20 protein-coding genes are annotated in these 13,244 nt (G+C 62.8%); 14 read left to right on the forward strand and 6 right to left on the reverse strand.

Annotation, left to right across the window (positions count from 1 at the left end):
• Window positions 1-19: 19 nt before the first annotated feature.
• From AC1Q64_RS03225 to AC1Q64_RS03245, 5 genes are all read right to left on the reverse strand, one after another.
• The gene (locus AC1Q64_RS03225) at window positions 20-193 is read right to left on the reverse strand and encodes a hypothetical protein (protein ID WP_492250435.1); all 174 of its coding nucleotides are present in this window, start codon (window positions 191-193) and stop codon (window positions 20-22) included.
• The gene (locus AC1Q64_RS03230; RefSeq protein ID WP_492250436.1) at window positions 193-789 is read right to left on the reverse strand and encodes a hypothetical protein; all 597 of its coding nucleotides are present in this window, start codon (window positions 787-789) and stop codon (window positions 193-195) included. Before AC1Q64_RS03230 ends, AC1Q64_RS03225 begins: the two co-directional genes overlap by 1 nt.
• 277 nt (window positions 790-1,066) lie before the next feature.
• Entirely contained in the window at window positions 1,067-1,405 is a 339-nt protein-coding gene (locus tag AC1Q64_RS03235) for a hypothetical protein (protein WP_492250437.1), read from the reverse strand.
• Window positions 1,402-1,971 carry an LPD29 domain-containing protein gene (locus AC1Q64_RS03240; RefSeq protein WP_492250438.1) on the reverse strand — a complete coding sequence of 190 codons (570 nt, stop codon included), beginning with the start codon at window positions 1,969-1,971 and terminating at the stop codon, window positions 1,402-1,404. The genes AC1Q64_RS03235 and AC1Q64_RS03240 overlap by 4 nt, the downstream gene beginning before the upstream one ends.
• A gap of 135 nt (window positions 1,972-2,106) precedes the next feature.
• Window positions 2,107-2,799, reverse strand: a complete 693-nt coding sequence (locus tag AC1Q64_RS03245) for a S24 family peptidase (protein ID WP_492250439.1) — start codon at window positions 2,797-2,799, stop codon at window positions 2,107-2,109.
• Between the two features lie 76 nt (window positions 2,800-2,875).
• On the opposite strand from AC1Q64_RS03245, the gene AC1Q64_RS03250 reads away from it, so the two are divergent.
• A complete protein-coding gene (locus AC1Q64_RS03250; protein ID WP_291436152.1) occupies window positions 2,876-3,142 on the forward strand; it encodes a transcriptional regulator in 267 nt (88 codons plus the stop codon).
• Window positions 3,143-3,149: 7 nt separating this feature from the next.
• Here AC1Q64_RS03250 and AC1Q64_RS03255 read toward each other — a convergent pair whose 3' ends face one another.
• Window positions 3,150-3,371: a hypothetical protein gene (locus AC1Q64_RS03255; protein WP_291436150.1), complete on the reverse strand. Its 222-nt coding sequence runs from the start codon at window positions 3,369-3,371 to the stop codon at window positions 3,150-3,152.
• 150 nt (window positions 3,372-3,521) lie between these two features.
• Between AC1Q64_RS03255 and AC1Q64_RS03260 the strand changes: the two genes are divergently transcribed.
• From AC1Q64_RS03260 to AC1Q64_RS03320, 13 genes are all read left to right on the forward strand, one after another.
• The gene (locus AC1Q64_RS03260; protein ID WP_492250440.1) at window positions 3,522-3,923 is read left to right on the forward strand and encodes a hypothetical protein; all 402 of its coding nucleotides are present in this window, start codon (window positions 3,522-3,524) and stop codon (window positions 3,921-3,923) included.
• Window positions 3,924-4,199: 276 nt separating this feature from the next.
• Window positions 4,200-4,709, forward strand: a complete 510-nt coding sequence (locus AC1Q64_RS03265) for a hypothetical protein (RefSeq protein WP_492250441.1) — start codon at window positions 4,200-4,202, stop codon at window positions 4,707-4,709.
• A gap of 97 nt (window positions 4,710-4,806) precedes the next feature.
• The gene (locus AC1Q64_RS03270) at window positions 4,807-5,406 is read left to right on the forward strand and encodes a hypothetical protein (protein WP_492250442.1); all 600 of its coding nucleotides are present in this window, start codon (window positions 4,807-4,809) and stop codon (window positions 5,404-5,406) included.
• 388 nt (window positions 5,407-5,794) lie between these two features.
• Window positions 5,795-6,010 carry a hypothetical protein gene (locus AC1Q64_RS03275; protein WP_492250443.1) on the forward strand — a complete coding sequence of 72 codons (216 nt, stop codon included), beginning with the start codon at window positions 5,795-5,797 and terminating at the stop codon, window positions 6,008-6,010.
• Between the two features lie 5 nt (window positions 6,011-6,015).
• Window positions 6,016-6,258: a hypothetical protein gene (locus tag AC1Q64_RS03280; RefSeq protein WP_492250444.1), complete on the forward strand. Its 243-nt coding sequence runs from the start codon at window positions 6,016-6,018 to the stop codon at window positions 6,256-6,258.
• 14 nt (window positions 6,259-6,272) lie between these two features.
• Window positions 6,273-6,989 (forward strand): hypothetical protein, encoded by a 717-nt coding sequence (locus AC1Q64_RS03285; RefSeq protein WP_492250445.1) that lies wholly within the window; start codon window positions 6,273-6,275, stop codon window positions 6,987-6,989.
• Complete coding sequence (locus AC1Q64_RS03290; RefSeq protein WP_492250446.1) at window positions 6,973-8,565, forward strand: terminase; 1,593 nt, start codon at window positions 6,973-6,975, stop codon at window positions 8,563-8,565. Before AC1Q64_RS03285 ends, AC1Q64_RS03290 begins: the two co-directional genes overlap by 17 nt.
• Before the next feature lie 42 nt (window positions 8,566-8,607).
• A complete protein-coding gene (locus AC1Q64_RS03295; RefSeq protein WP_492250447.1) occupies window positions 8,608-9,048 on the forward strand; it encodes a GNAT family N-acetyltransferase in 441 nt (146 codons plus the stop codon).
• 1 nt (window position 9,049) lies between these two features.
• Window positions 9,050-9,406 (forward strand): hypothetical protein, encoded by a 357-nt coding sequence (locus AC1Q64_RS03300; RefSeq protein ID WP_492250448.1) that lies wholly within the window; start codon window positions 9,050-9,052, stop codon window positions 9,404-9,406.
• Entirely contained in the window at window positions 9,406-11,073 is a 1,668-nt protein-coding gene (locus AC1Q64_RS03305) for a portal protein (RefSeq protein ID WP_492250449.1), read from the forward strand. The genes AC1Q64_RS03300 and AC1Q64_RS03305 overlap by 1 nt, the downstream gene beginning before the upstream one ends.
• 44 nt (window positions 11,074-11,117) lie before the next feature.
• Window positions 11,118-11,435: a Bbp19 family protein gene (locus tag AC1Q64_RS03310; protein WP_436139843.1), complete on the forward strand. Its 318-nt coding sequence runs from the start codon at window positions 11,118-11,120 to the stop codon at window positions 11,433-11,435.
• On the forward strand, window positions 11,422-12,099 hold the full coding sequence (locus AC1Q64_RS03315; protein ID WP_492250450.1) for a protease: 678 nt from the start codon (window positions 11,422-11,424) through the stop codon (window positions 12,097-12,099). Before AC1Q64_RS03310 ends, AC1Q64_RS03315 begins: the two co-directional genes overlap by 14 nt.
• 18 nt (window positions 12,100-12,117) lie before the next feature.
• Window positions 12,118-13,230, forward strand: a complete 1,113-nt coding sequence (locus AC1Q64_RS03320; RefSeq protein ID WP_492250451.1) for a major capsid protein — start codon at window positions 12,118-12,120, stop codon at window positions 13,228-13,230.
• The last annotated feature ends 14 nt before the right edge of the window (window positions 13,231-13,244 follow it).

Consider the following 13,244-nt stretch of genomic DNA (forward strand, 5'->3'; position numbering starts at 1 on the left):
TAAATCACCATGGTTGCCATCACTCCACCTCCTTCGGCCAGCGCTTGAGGCGCTTCAGCGTCTTGCTGATGGGCAGCACGATGTAGTCGAGCCCGCCGGCCGTTGCTGGGCCAGACAGATCCGCCGCTGGCTGCTGGTTGCCTGGCTTGCGTGTATAGGCCGCTATGGCGTTGGTGGTGAGGTAGTCCAGCATCACACAGCCCTCCCAGCCAGGCGCTCCATCAGCGGGCGCTCCCGGTACTCGCCAAACACGCCGCCGAAGAACTCGTTTGCGCCGTCGTGGAGCATGCGGTCCATCTTCGGGCTGGTGGTCATGGCGCGCAGAACTGCCATGTCTGCGCACCACTTCAGCGGCCTCGTGGAGATGCTGTCGTCCTTGGCGGCGCTGTTTTCCAGGTTGAGCGCAACGATGAGGTTCAGGGCCTTCTGGCCATACTTGTGCACGCGGTCTGAATCCCGATCACGCCGACCGCAGTTGATGGCCTCGAAGATCTGTTCGCGGCAGCCCTTCTGGTCGATTGCTGCGCACAAGTGGAACAGGTAGTTCCCGGCCTCGATTTCCATCGACTCAGCCTGCAATATGACCTCACCCAGATTCGCAACGATGGTGGCCGCCCGCGCCGCCTCAGGAGTGCCCGGACGAAGTCGCTGCAGCAGGCGCTTGCTTTCCTGCAGCTCATGCCTGGATTCAGCCAAGACCAGGACAGTGCGGCGCGCGATCTGGCGCAGGTACACCAGCTGCTTGATGAGCTGGTCAGCGGTCTCGGAGCCGGTGAGTGCGAGGTTCATGATTCAAGTTTGTGGGTGAATTGATTGATGCGGGTGGTCGATATCGGCACGAAAACGACCGATATCCCCATGTCTCAGCCAGAAAAAGCGCGCGATCTGCTGCGCCAGAGCAAGCCGGCCGCCCAGGTGGCTGACTCAAGCGGGCCAGCGCCAGCAGTGCGGCGCATGCTGGCCAGGCGGCAGAAGAGGGTGATCTGTTTCATGTGCATCCTTTCGATTGCTGATGGTCCCGCCGTCAGGTGAGACAGAAAAAGGGGGTAATGCGGCGCGACCGGATTTAGAGGCCGTGCCCGCGCCATTCCTCGTCGTGCTCGGCGATGGCTTTGCGGGTCATGTGGCCGTAGTCAGGGGCGTCCTTGATCAGTCGGTTGGGTGCGTTGGTGCCCACCAGGGCGCGGCAGTTACGGGCGCTTCGGCGGTGGGTCTGGGCCTGCATGGTTTCCTTGCCTGTGTGCGGATCAACGGGCAGGGCCGCAGCGGCCTGTTCGTACAGGTTGGCGGCCATGCCCCATTGAAGGGCCCCCTGGGCGTTCTTGGCCGCTTTGGCCAGCAGCTCAGCGTCCGTGCTGGCTGTACGCGCTTTGCTGGCGCTGAGGATCGAGGGGAGGGCGCTCACGCGACGGCCTCCCCAGCCAGGGCGGCGACTTCGCTGTGGCCATCGTTGCCCAGGTAGATCACCCGGGCTGCGGTCTTGGAGTGGCCCACGCTGAGGCGGTCGCTGCGCTTGGCCAAGTCCTCGCGCACCAGTTGGCCTACGGTACGGCCCCAGGTCGATTCCGAGGTGTAGATCTCGAGCAGACGACCGGCCTTGAAGTCGGCGGCTGTGGGCACAAAAGCCATGCCGAAGCGTCGGGCCACGCTGGCGCAAGCCTTGCCGATCATCTCGGCGGAATGACTGCGATTGCAGAACACGAAGTCGGCACCGAAGCGCACGACTTGGCCGTCCAGCAGGGCGAAGGTGCAGCCCTTGTAGTCCTGCTGGCCATCGAAGTAGGCACCGCTGAAGCGCTTTGCCACGGCCTCAACCTGGGCTGTGTTGGGGCCATCGGTCCAGCCGATGTTGATGGAGGCGCCGCCGCTGTAGGTGCTGGAGCGCACCGTGAATTTCACCCCCTTGAAGGCCTCCTTCAGGGCTTGGCGGATCAGCTTGGCGGTATCAGCGCAGGAAACGTGCTTCGACATTTTTCACTCCAGAGCCCGGGGCGGGCGATGGAATGAAATGTAGCAATTGCTACTTGTTCGTGCAATAGCAATTGCTATCCACGCCAGATATTTTTATGACCCGTTGGTCAGTAATGATGCAAGGCGGATCAATTGCTACAGTTTCCGCCCATTCCAGGCCCAAATTACACGACCAAGGATGTCGATGACATGGTCGCCGTTGAGCACATCCACCGTCTTCACCGTCGGGTTGTCGCTGCTGATTTCGAGAGCCTTGTCCATGCGCTGGCGCACACGCTTGATATAGAGGCGGTCATTGGCCGCCATGACATACACGCCGTCGATCACCTTCGGATCTTTGATCCCGGTATCCACCAGCAGGATGTCGCCGTCCTCAAAAGTCGGGCTCATGCTGTCGCCGTAGGCGTGGATGAAGCGCAGCGCCGCAACATTCGTCGGCTGTAGCCGACGCGCCACCCATTGCTCTGACAGCGCAATATGCCCCACCAGCACATCGTCATGCTGGATCTCTGTTCCCGGGCCCATGCTGCCAGAGTTGGCAAGAAGAGGGACGTGAACCGCAGGCACACCAGGCGCCGGGGAGGGGGTCAACGCTGAAACTGGCTGGGTGGCGGCTGCGCTCTGATCAAACCAACCGACGTATCCGGGCAGCGCGTGCACGGCCTGGACTGTCTTTTCCGTGACTGGGCGCTCCCCACGCAGCATCTGGCCGACGAATGCTCCGTCCTTGTAACCCAGCTTCCTTCCGGCGCTGGCTTTGCCTCCTTCTCGTTCGACCATTGCCTGAAGTCGGCCAACGCGCCAATCCTGAATGTTGTGTGTGCTCATGTTGATACGGTAGCGGAAGCTACTATAGCGATGGCTACTTGTTTGTCGGTAGCAATTGCTATAGAGTGCTGGGTCTATGAAGCTATCTGAATACCTGGCACGGCCAGATGCCCTGAGCGTCTCGGACCTTCGCGTGCAAATTGGGGCCCGTAGCGATGCGCAGATTCGGCAGTGGCAACACGGGTACGCCAAGCGCAAACCTGGCCCCGCCTACTGCCGGGCGATTGAAACCGCTACAGGCGGGGCAGTTACTCGCCGCGACCTTCGGCCGAATGACTGGCACCGCATCTGGCCGGAATTGGCCGTGGATGCCAGCGCAGCGCACGAGGTTGCTCATGCTTGATCTCAATTCACAAGCCACGCATTCCGCGCGCGCCTGGCCGCGCCTTGTCGCGCGCCGCGTCCATCTGTACCCGGCTCGCCTTGCAGGCGATGCGCAACTCCCCCGCCACCCACGCCAGATGCAGCTGCGATGTGGTCATGGTCTGCACCCGCTGGCCAGTGACCGGGTCGGTGTTCACGGACATCGCAGTGCGGCTGCTGGAGTGGAAGGGGGCGGTGGTGGTGTTCATGTCGGCGGTCCTGTTGGTTGCGATTCAGCGATGGATGGACTGTCCTTTTTTTGCCCCAAAAAAGCACCCCTCAGATCCCCTCACTTTGAGGGCGGCTGAGGGGGTGTACGAAAAACCACTTTGAAATCAATAACTTAAACCACTCCGACCATGAAAACAATCTACGACGACGAATACGAGGCATTGGCCCAAATGATCGCGAACAGCGACAAGACGGCGAAGGAACTGGCCGTGTATCTGTTCCCGCACATGAAGCTCGAATCCGCCCATTCCCGTCTGCGCGCCTGCCTCAATCCCGACAAGGACGAGCGCCTCACGTTCGGCCAGATCATCGCTGCCATGCGCTTCTGCGGGACCTTTGACCCCCTGATGTACGCCTGCGATGAAACCCTGCACGCCCGCCCGGACCGCAAGTCGGCCGAAGACCAGGCTGCTCGCATTGCGGATGTGATCGACGGCGCCACCGCCACATTGAACACCGCATTGAAGGCCCTGGCGCACTTGCAGCAAACCCAGGGCGGGGGTATTCCTGTTCTTAAGGCCGTGGCCTGAGTTTTGACGCCACGGCTAGGGTAGCTCCCGAAAAGCAGACTCACCACCTGCCTGCCGCTGGTTTCATTGTGGTGTGAGGAAGGGTGATCCCATGTCCCAATCGAAGTCACACCAGCGCTGGATTGTTACTGCTGCTGGCGCATGGAGGCGCGTCTGATGAGCAGACGCGGAGATCCTCCGAAGAAAGATCCTCGTGGGCAGCATATGCGGCTCTACAAGGACACCTTTGAGTCACACGCCTGGGCATGCCTCAGCGGTGGGGCCAGAGACGCGTATTTGGCCCTGCTGTTGCAGAAGGGCAGCACGAATAACGGCGACCTATCTCTTCCGATCACGGTTGCGCGCAGATACGGCATCAAGAGCGAGGCTACGTTGGCCAAGGCCCTGCGAGAGCTGTGCTCCGTTGGTCTTCTGGCGATATCTCGCAGAGGCGGCAGCACAAAAGACGGGCGCCGCCAAGTGAACCTATATCGCTTCACCGACTACGAGGTTTTTGAGAACCCTTCGAAAAACATCGAGGCCTGCAAGCCCACCAACGAATGGAAGTTGATCAAGACGCTTGCGATGGGGCGCCAAGCGATTCAGCGCGGCGAAGAGGAGGCCGCAGCCCGTGCCGCAGAAAAAAAAGTCCTACTTCAAAAAATGAAGGGAACCACTTCAAAAACTGAAGTGGTCGAGCCAAAAACCACTTCAAAAAATGAAGTGTGGACTGTCGCACCACTTCAAAAAATGAAGCTGGCTCATGGCCCGCCAATCCACGTAAAGCCTTGTGCAGCAACGGTTTGAAGCCTATTGCTCAAAAAACAAGCAAGGCCGCACCAGACTTCATTTTTTGAAGGACTAAGTACTTATTGCCATCCCAGCACCCAAAAAAGGACCACACATGACCGCCAGCCAGAGCCGACCACATGACCGCCAGCCAGAGCCTTGGACTGGCGACTTCTTGCCCGACGTGAACATTGAGCTCGCGGACAGCGGCTTGATTGAGCTTGAACAGCAACAGGGTTGCCAGGACCCTGTGACTGTGGCGATCCACCCCTCGCAGGTGCTGTACATCGCGCAGAAGGCCGGTTTGTTGCCTGGGATGACTCAGGATCAGGCCGCGGCCCGCGAGGCCCTACAAAGCCGCATCCGTGAGCTTGAACGTGACCAGCGGCGTCTGCGCTTGACCTTGTTGGCCTGTTCGGACCGCACAGAGCAGCTTTATCAGGATCTGGTGGCGCAGCACGAACGCGGTCATGAGGATCTGCGCCTGGAGGTAGCAAAAACCGCAGCCCTTGCTGACATCCTGGATCTCGCAAAGGCTGACTTCGAAGACGAGTTCGGTGTGGTTGCTCGCCAGGAAGACGGGAGCCGGGTCTACCTACTCTCAACGAACAAGCAGGAGGCTGCAACGGACCGCTCGAAGCCCCCCGTTCTTCCTGAAACACCCCCAAAAACGGGGGAGCCTCAGGACCTCTTCAACAGCCATGGGCAGGGCTGATGCAGGTGCCGGCTACAAACCTGCGCAGAACCAGCCGGGCAACCCAGCGAGAACCCCGGGAGAACCCACTGGGTTATTCAAGGGGCCCGAAAACGGGACCTGTCCCGAAAACGGGACCTGTCCCAAAAACGGCACCGGTTCCGAAATTGGGACTGTTGCGGGGAGGCATCTGGTCCGTGTCCCCAGGGACATTCACGGGACAGGGGCAGGGACAAACCGGGGACCGCTTCGCAGTTACGGGCGAATTCCGCCGGAAAGCTTGCGGAATTCCTGGGGCTGGCCAGCACTACCTGGGCGGAATTCCGCCGCCACAGCCGAGGAATTCCAGAACCCAACCCTCGCGCAAAGCCTTCGCCGAAGCCTTTCTCCTACCCAGACCAGAAGCACTATGACCACCACTGAATCGACACAGCCCACCATCAGCGAGCGCTTGGACAGCGCTGCGAACTGTTCCGACCTTTCGGTGCTGCCTGCCGCCGCCGCGATGTTGCTGCGCCAAGCTGCCGAGACGGTCATTGCCGCCGACCCATTGGCCCGGGTGAAGGCAATTGAACGCGCGATCGCCCGTGTGAAGCGTGAGTGGCCTGCCTATTTCCGGGAGTGAACCACATGCAAAAAACAGTCGCCGTGAACGACAAGGGCTTGCGCATCGGGGAGGACCACCCCAACGCCCGTGCCACGGATGCCGAGATCGAACTCATCCGCCAGCTGCATGACGAGGGGATGAGCTACGAAGTGCTGGCTGAGAAGTTCGAGTACAGCAAATGGGCCATCGGTCGCATCTGCCGGTTTGAGCGCCGGGGCCAGGTGCCTGCCGCGTTTGTGCGTGTGCACATCACTGAGCCTGCGTAGGGTGGAATGTGCGCATGGTCAAAAAAGCCACCGCCAGCGAAAATGAATCCAGCCAGCCGCCCGCCACGGCTGTGGACTGGGAGCGCATCGAACTCGACTACCGGTCCGCCATCAAGACTCTGCGCCAGATCGCCGACGAGCACGGCATCACCCATGGGGCGATCAACAAGCGCGCCAAGCGCGATGGGTGGACCCGGGACCTATCGGCCAAGATCCACGCCAAGGCAGAAGCGCTGGTATCCAAGGCGGCGGTATCCAGCGAGGTATCCAAGGAATCCAAAATTGCCGAGCGGCAGGTGGTGGATGCGAATGCACAGGCTGTGGCGGATATCCGTCTGGGGCATCGCCGCGACATCCGGCGTGCCAGGACGCTGACCAATGCGCTGCTGGATGAGCTTGAGAAGCAGACCGACCCGGACACGCTCGCCATGCTGTCCGAGCTGGGTGAGTTGCTGCACAACCCCGATGAAAAGACCGGGCGTGACCGCATCAATGAGCTGTACCACGCCGTCATCAGCCTGCCTGAGCGTTCCAAGACCATGAAGACGCTGGCCGAGAGCCTGCAGAAGCTGGTGGACATGGAGCGCACTGCGTTTGGCATGGATGGAAAACCGACCGCAGAGGAGGGGGCGACCAAGACGATCACCGACACGGAGCGCGCGGCCAAGGTGAGCGCCTTGCTTGCCGCTGCGCAGGCCCGCAAGAAGGCCGCCGATGGTGGAGCCGTTTGACCCCGCGCTGCTGGCCTACCTGACCCCAGCAGAGCTGGCCCAGCTAGATGACCTGATCGTCAGCGACACAACGATCTGGCGCCCATTGCCTGGGCCGCAAGCCATGGCTTACGAGTCGCTGGCCGATATCGTGGGCTACGGCGGGGCGGCAGGCGGGGGCAAGACCGATCTGGCGTGCGGCAAGGCCCTGACGCGCCACCGCAAGGCGATGATGCTGCGCCGGATTGGCACCGAGCTGACGGGCATCGTGGACCGCCTGGAGGAGCTGCTGGGCAGCCGGGATGGGTTCAACAGCAAGGACAACATCTGGCGGCTGCCCGAGTTGCATGCCGACCGCCGCGTGCAGATTGAACTGGGTGCTGTGCCCAACCTGGGAGACGAGCGCAAGTTCCAGGGCAGGCCGCACGACCTGTTGGTGTTCGATGAGGCCACCAACTTCCTGGCCCAGCAGATCCGGTTTTTGCTGGGCTGGCTGCGCACCACCACACCGGGCCAGCACTGCCAGGCATTGCTGACGTTCAACCCTCCGACGAATGCTGAGGGTCGGTGGGTGATCGAGTTCTTTGCGCCCTGGCTGGACAAGAAGCACCCCAAGCCCGCGCAGCCCGGTGAGCTGCGGTGGGCGGCCTCCATGCCAGCGGATGAGAAATACCCAAAGGGCCGCGATCTCTGGGTGGAGGATGGTCGCCCTTTCGTACTGGTGGACGGGCACCCGTGTTATGAATTTGATAGCAAAGATCACTCTCCGGATGAAGTGATTCAGCCGCTTTCGCGCACATTCATCCCATCGCGCATCACCGACAACCCTTACCTGATGGGGACTGGCTACATGGCAACCCTTCAATCCATGCCCGAGCCGCTGCGCAGCCAGATGCTCAAAGGCGATTTCAGCGCGGGCATCGAGGATGACCCGTGGCAGGTGATCCCCACCGCCTGGGTGGAGGCTGCCATGGCCAGGTGGAAGCGCCCCGACAGGCTGGAGCCCATGGACTCGCTGGGGGCGGACGTGGCGCGCGGCGGGCGCGACAGCACCGTGCTGGCCCGCCGACATGCCATGTGGTTCGATGAGGCCCTGACCTACCCCGGCAAGGCCACGCCCGACGGCCCTTCTGTGGCTGGCCTGTGCATCGCGGCCAAGCGTGATGACGCTGTGATCCACATCGATGTGATCGGCGTGGGTTCGTCGCCCTACGACTTCCTGCGCGACTCGCGCCAGCAGGTGATCGGCGTGAACGTTGCAGAGGCGGCGGTGGGCACGGACCAGTCTGGCCGCCTGCGGTTCAAGAACAGGCGCAGTGAACTGTGGTGGCGTTTTCGGGAGGCGCTAGACCCGGCAAACAACACCGGGATCACGCTGCCGCCTGACCCGCGCCTGCTGGCCGATCTGTGCGCGCCCACCTGGTCGCTTTCTGGTGCTGTGATCTACGTGGCCAGCCGCGAGGAGATCATTGCCCGGATCGGTCGCTCCCCCGACTACGGCAGCGCCTATGTGCTGGCGCTGATTGACACGCCCAAGCGCTCACTGCTGGAAGCGGCAGGGCAGCGCCAGCGCGGCGAGTACGACCCCTACGCCTGACGGGTGCACGTAGCGGGGCGGGCGGGAACCATCATCCCGCGCATGCCTCGCCTGCGTATCGTCAACCCCGCCGAGTACCTGCCACAGGTTGGGCGGCTGCTCGCGGCCAACTGGGCCGAGACGGGCTTCGACTTCGACTTTTGCCCGGATGTGGCCGCCTACCAGCGCCTGTACGACGCAGGCATGTGCTTTGCCGTCGGCGCGTTCGAGGGTGGCGATGTGGTGGGCTACTGCACCGTGACGGTCATCCCGCATCCGCACAACCCCGCCGTGGTGGTGGCCAGCAACGATGCCCTGTATGTCCGCCCGGACCACCGTCGGGGCCTGCTGGCCGGGCGCCTGATCGTCACGGCGGAGCGCGAGGCACGGGCGAGGGGTGCACATCGATTCACCTGGCACACGCGGGCGGGCACTGATCTGGCCCAGGTGATGCAACGACACGGCTACGCCCCGGTGGACGTGGTTGTCATGAAGGAGCTTTGACATGGGACTGGAAGCAATCGGCCTCGCATTGGGGGCCAGTGGCGCGAGCGCTGCAACGGTGGGGGCGATGGCTGTCGGCACGGCCGCCACCACCGGGGCGAGCCTGGTGATGGGTAGCCAGCAGAACAAGGCGCAGAAGTCCGCCAACGCACAGGCCAAGACCCAGGCAGACGCGCAGGCCAAAGCTGCTGACGAGGCGACAAACCGCGCCAACCAGCGCCGCCCCAGCACCTCGGCCGCCGTTGATGCCGCATCCCTGCTGGGCAAGGGTGGTGCCTCGGGCACCATGCTCACCGGTCCGCAGGGCGTGGACGCCAGCGCGCTCAACCTCGGCCGCAACACTCTGCTGGGCCAGTGATGCAGGGCAAGACCGAACGCCAACTCCTTGCAGCACGATGGGGGGCGCTGCGCGATGAGCGCAGCAGCTGGATGACGCACTGGCGGGAGATCAGCGATTGCCTGCTGCCTCGCTCTGGCCGCTTCTTCGTTGAGGACCGCAACAAGGGCGACAAGCGGCACAACAAGATCTACGACAACACCGGCACCCGTGCGCTGCGCGTGCTGGCGGCTGGGATGATGGCGGGCATGACCAGCCCGGCGCGGCCCTGGTTCCGGCTGACCACCTCCGATCCTGACCTGGACGAGTCCGCCGCCGTGAAATCTTGGCTGGCCGAGGTCACGCGCATCATGCAGATGGTCTTTGCGAAGTCGAACACCTACCGCGCGCTGCACTCGATGTATGAGGAACTGGGCGCCTTCGGCACGGCCAGCACCATCGTCCTGAGCAACTACGACACGGTGATCCACCACTACCCGCTCACGGCGGGCGAGTTCGCCATTGCCACGGATGCCGAGGGCAAGGTGAACACGCTGTTTCGCGAGTTCCAGATGACGGTAGCCCAGGCCGTTGGCCAGTTTGGGTATTCCAACTGCAGCGGCACGGTGCGCAACCTGTACGACATGGGGCGCCTCGACCAATGGCTGACGGTGATGCACGCCATCGAGCCGCGCACGCAGCGCGACACCACCAAGCGCGACGCGCGCAACATGCGCTGGAAGTCGGTGTATTTCGAGAAGGCAGGCAGCGAAGACCAGCTCCTGAGTGAGTCGGGCTTCCGTGACTTCACGGCGCTGTGCCCCCGGTGGGCCGCAGCCGGTGGGGATGTGTACGGCAACAGCCCAGCCATGGAGGCGCTGGGCGACATCAAGCAGCTGCAGCACCAGCAGCTGCGCAAGGCCCAGGGCATCGACTACAAGGTTCGGCCGCCGCTGCAGGCCCCGACATCGATGTCGAAGAGCCAGGTGGACACGCTTCCGGGCGGAATCTCCTACGTTGATGCTGCCACCCCGAGCGGTGGCATTCGCTCTGCGTTCGAGGCCAACATCGACCTGTCCCACCTGCTGGCCGACATCCAGGACGTTCGGGAACGGATCAAGGCCAGCTTCTATGCCGACCTGTTCCTCATGCTGGCCAACGGCACCAACCCGCAGATGACAGCGACCGAGGTGGCAGAACGCCACGAGGAAAAGCTGCTGATGCTGGGCCCGGTGCTGGAGCGCATGCACAACGAGATTCTCGACCCCAAGATTGAGATGACCTTCGCGCGCATGCTAGAGGCGGGGATCGTGCCCGAGCCGCCTGAGGAGCTGCAGGGCGCCGAACTGAACGTGGAGTTCGTCTCCATGCTGGCCCAGGCTCAGCGTGCCATCGCTACCAATTCCATTGACCGCTACGTGATGAGCCTCGGCACCATCGCTTCCATCAAGCCCGAAGTGATGGACAAGTTCGATGCGGACCGCTGGGCGGACACCTACGCCGACATGCTGGGAATCGACCCCGAGCTGATCGTGCCCAGCGACAAGGTGGCGTTGATCCGCCAGCAGCGCGCCCAGGCGGCGCAGGCCCAGCAGCAGGCCGAGATGCTCAGTCAGGGCGCCGACGCAGCCGCGAAGCTGGGGGGCGTAGATACCAGCCAGCAAAGCGCACTCACCGATGTGACACGCGCGTTCAGCGGCTACACCTGAAAAGGTGCACGTATCTCCGCCGCCCACAAACACACTGCGGGCTCATGAGTGCTTACGACCCCACCGACATCGAAGGCCAGGAGAGCGCAGCGGCTGACACCGAGCTGCGCGGCAAGCTGGCACGCGATACGGAGGAGTCTGACTTGAAGTGGCTCATGGGCAGCAAGCGGGGGCGCCGCATCGTGTGGCGTCAGCTGGATCGGGCTGGGGTGTTCCGTCTTTCGTTCAACACCAATGCCATGCAGATGGCGTTCAACGAAGGCGGGCGCAACGAAGGGTTGCGCACCCTGGCCACCATCCACGCCGTGTGCCCGGAGCTTTACACCGCCATGGCGAAGGAACAGAGCAATGCCATCACCTGAAAACCTGATGACGGACCCCGCAGCACCCAACCAGGGCGCTCCGTCGTCTTCCCCGGCCGCCAATCCACCCGCTACTGGTGCAGGTGAAGGCGGTCAACCTGAGCCGTCCGGCCAGAAGCCTGCAGCCGAAGGGCAGGGCGACCCAGCACAGAAGCCAGCCGATGGCGAAGCCGCGAAGGGTGAAAAGGACGACAAGCCGCAGGGTGCACCCGAGAGCTACGAGTTCAAGGCGCCCGAGGGTGTGACGCTCGATGACACCGTTATCGGCGCGTTCTCCGAGGTCGCCAAGACCCTGGACCTGCCGCAGGACAAAGCCCAGCAGGTGCTGGACAAGATGGCTCCGGCCATTGCCAGTCGCCAGGCTGAGCAGTTCGCAGCAGCGCGCACCGAGTGGACCAACACCTCCAAGGCCGACAAGGAATTCGGGGGCGACAAGCTCAGCGAAAACCTTGCCGTCGCCAAGAAGGCGCTTGACGCGTTTTCCACGCCCGAGCTGCGCACGCTGCTGGAGGACTCTGGGCTGGGCAATCACCCCGAGGTGATCCGCATGTTCTACCGCACCGGCAAGGCCATGAGCGAAGACCGCTTTGTGGCCGGCCAGGGCGGAAAGAGCAACCAGGCTGACCCTCGGCGCCTGTATGGCGCATCCAACATGAATCCCTGATTTTCAAAAGGAGCCACCGTGAAGCACATCCTCAAATCTCATCCCGTCCAAATGCTGCTCTTTGCAGCGGCTGCGCTGCTGTTCTTCCACACCGGCATTGCCAGCGCGCAGGATCTTGCGCTGCTGGGCTTCGCTGGCGTAACGCTCGCCAGCACCAACCCCACCCTGGCCGATGTCGCGGCCCGCATGACCGCCGACGGCAAGATCGACCCGAGCATTGTGGAAATGCTCAGCGAGACCAATGAAGTCCTCGACGACATGACCATGATCGAGGCCAACGGCTTCACCGAGCACAAGACCACGGTCCGGTCCGGCCTGCCATCTGGCACCTGGCGCAAGCTCAACTACGGTGTGCAGCCCGAGAAGTCGCGCACCGTGTCCGTGAAGGACAGCATGGGCATGCTGGAAACCTATGCCGAGGTGGACAAGGCCCTCGCCGATCTGAACGGCAACTCTGCCGCGTGGCGTCTGTCGGAAGACCGCGCATTCGTGGAAGGCATCAACCAGAACATGGCCACCACCCTGTTCTATGGAGATTCCAGCGCCGACCCCGAGAAGTACATGGGCCTGGCGCCGCGCTACAACACCCTGTCGGCCGAGAACGGCATGAACATCGTGGACGCTGGCGGCACCGGTAGCGACAACGCCTCGATCTGGCTGACGGTGTGGGGCCCCAACACTCTGCACGGCATCTACCCGAAGGGCTCTCCGGCCGGCCTGCAGTCCCGCGACCTCGGCGAACAAACCCTGTTCGACGCGGCCGGTGGCCGCTACCAGGGTTACCGCACCCACTACAAGTGGGACATCGGCCTCACGCTGCGCGACTGGCGCTATGTGGTGCGTATCGCCAACATCGATGTGTCGGACCTGACCAAGAACGCCAGCGCGGGCGCTGACCTGATCGACCTGATGACCCAGGCCGCGGAGCTGATCCCCAACGTGGGCATGGGCCGCCCGGTGTTCTATCTGCCGCGCAAGATCCGCAGCTTCCTGCGCCGCCAGATCACCAACAAGGTCGCGGCTTCGACGCTGACCATGGAGGAAATCGCTGGCAAGAAGGTGGTGGCGTTCGACGGCATCCCCTGCCGCCGTACCGATGCGCTGCTGCTCACCGAAGCCCGCGTGGTGTAACTCAGGAAAGGAAA

This window comes from Acidovorax sp. GW835-FHT14G06 (assembly GCF_058793595.1).

Excerpts from the sequence above, each read along its gene's own strand:
- AC1Q64_RS03225 (WP_492250435.1), bottom strand. The coding sequence starts at position 193 with ATGCTGGACTACCTCACCACCAACGCCATAGCGGCCTATACACGCAAG.
- AC1Q64_RS03230 (WP_492250436.1), bottom strand. The coding sequence starts at position 789 with ATGAACCTCGCACTCACCGGCTCCGAGACCGCTGACCAGCTCATCAAG.
- AC1Q64_RS03240 (WP_492250438.1), bottom strand. The coding sequence starts at position 1,971 with ATGTCGAAGCACGTTTCCTGCGCTGATACCGCCAAGCTGATCCGCCAA.
- AC1Q64_RS03245 (WP_492250439.1), bottom strand. The coding sequence starts at position 2,799 with ATGAGCACACACAACATTCAGGATTGGCGCGTTGGCCGACTTCAGGCA.
- AC1Q64_RS03250 (WP_291436152.1), top strand. The coding sequence starts at position 2,876 with ATGAAGCTATCTGAATACCTGGCACGGCCAGATGCCCTGAGCGTCTCG.
- AC1Q64_RS03255 (WP_291436150.1), bottom strand. The coding sequence starts at position 3,371 with ATGAACACCACCACCGCCCCCTTCCACTCCAGCAGCCGCACTGCGATG.
- AC1Q64_RS03260 (WP_492250440.1), top strand. The coding sequence starts at position 3,522 with ATGAAAACAATCTACGACGACGAATACGAGGCATTGGCCCAAATGATC.
- AC1Q64_RS03270 (WP_492250442.1), top strand. The coding sequence starts at position 4,807 with ATGACCGCCAGCCAGAGCCGACCACATGACCGCCAGCCAGAGCCTTGG.
- AC1Q64_RS03275 (WP_492250443.1), top strand. The coding sequence starts at position 5,795 with ATGACCACCACTGAATCGACACAGCCCACCATCAGCGAGCGCTTGGAC.
- AC1Q64_RS03280 (WP_492250444.1), top strand. The coding sequence starts at position 6,016 with ATGCAAAAAACAGTCGCCGTGAACGACAAGGGCTTGCGCATCGGGGAG.
- AC1Q64_RS03285 (WP_492250445.1), top strand. The coding sequence starts at position 6,273 with ATGGTCAAAAAAGCCACCGCCAGCGAAAATGAATCCAGCCAGCCGCCC.
- AC1Q64_RS03290 (WP_492250446.1), top strand. The coding sequence starts at position 6,973 with ATGGTGGAGCCGTTTGACCCCGCGCTGCTGGCCTACCTGACCCCAGCA.
- AC1Q64_RS03295 (WP_492250447.1), top strand. The coding sequence starts at position 8,608 with ATGCCTCGCCTGCGTATCGTCAACCCCGCCGAGTACCTGCCACAGGTT.
- AC1Q64_RS03300 (WP_492250448.1), top strand. The coding sequence starts at position 9,050 with ATGGGACTGGAAGCAATCGGCCTCGCATTGGGGGCCAGTGGCGCGAGC.
- AC1Q64_RS03305 (WP_492250449.1), top strand. The coding sequence starts at position 9,406 with ATGCAGGGCAAGACCGAACGCCAACTCCTTGCAGCACGATGGGGGGCG.
- AC1Q64_RS03310 (WP_436139843.1), top strand. The coding sequence starts at position 11,118 with ATGAGTGCTTACGACCCCACCGACATCGAAGGCCAGGAGAGCGCAGCG.
- AC1Q64_RS03315 (WP_492250450.1), top strand. The coding sequence starts at position 11,422 with ATGCCATCACCTGAAAACCTGATGACGGACCCCGCAGCACCCAACCAG.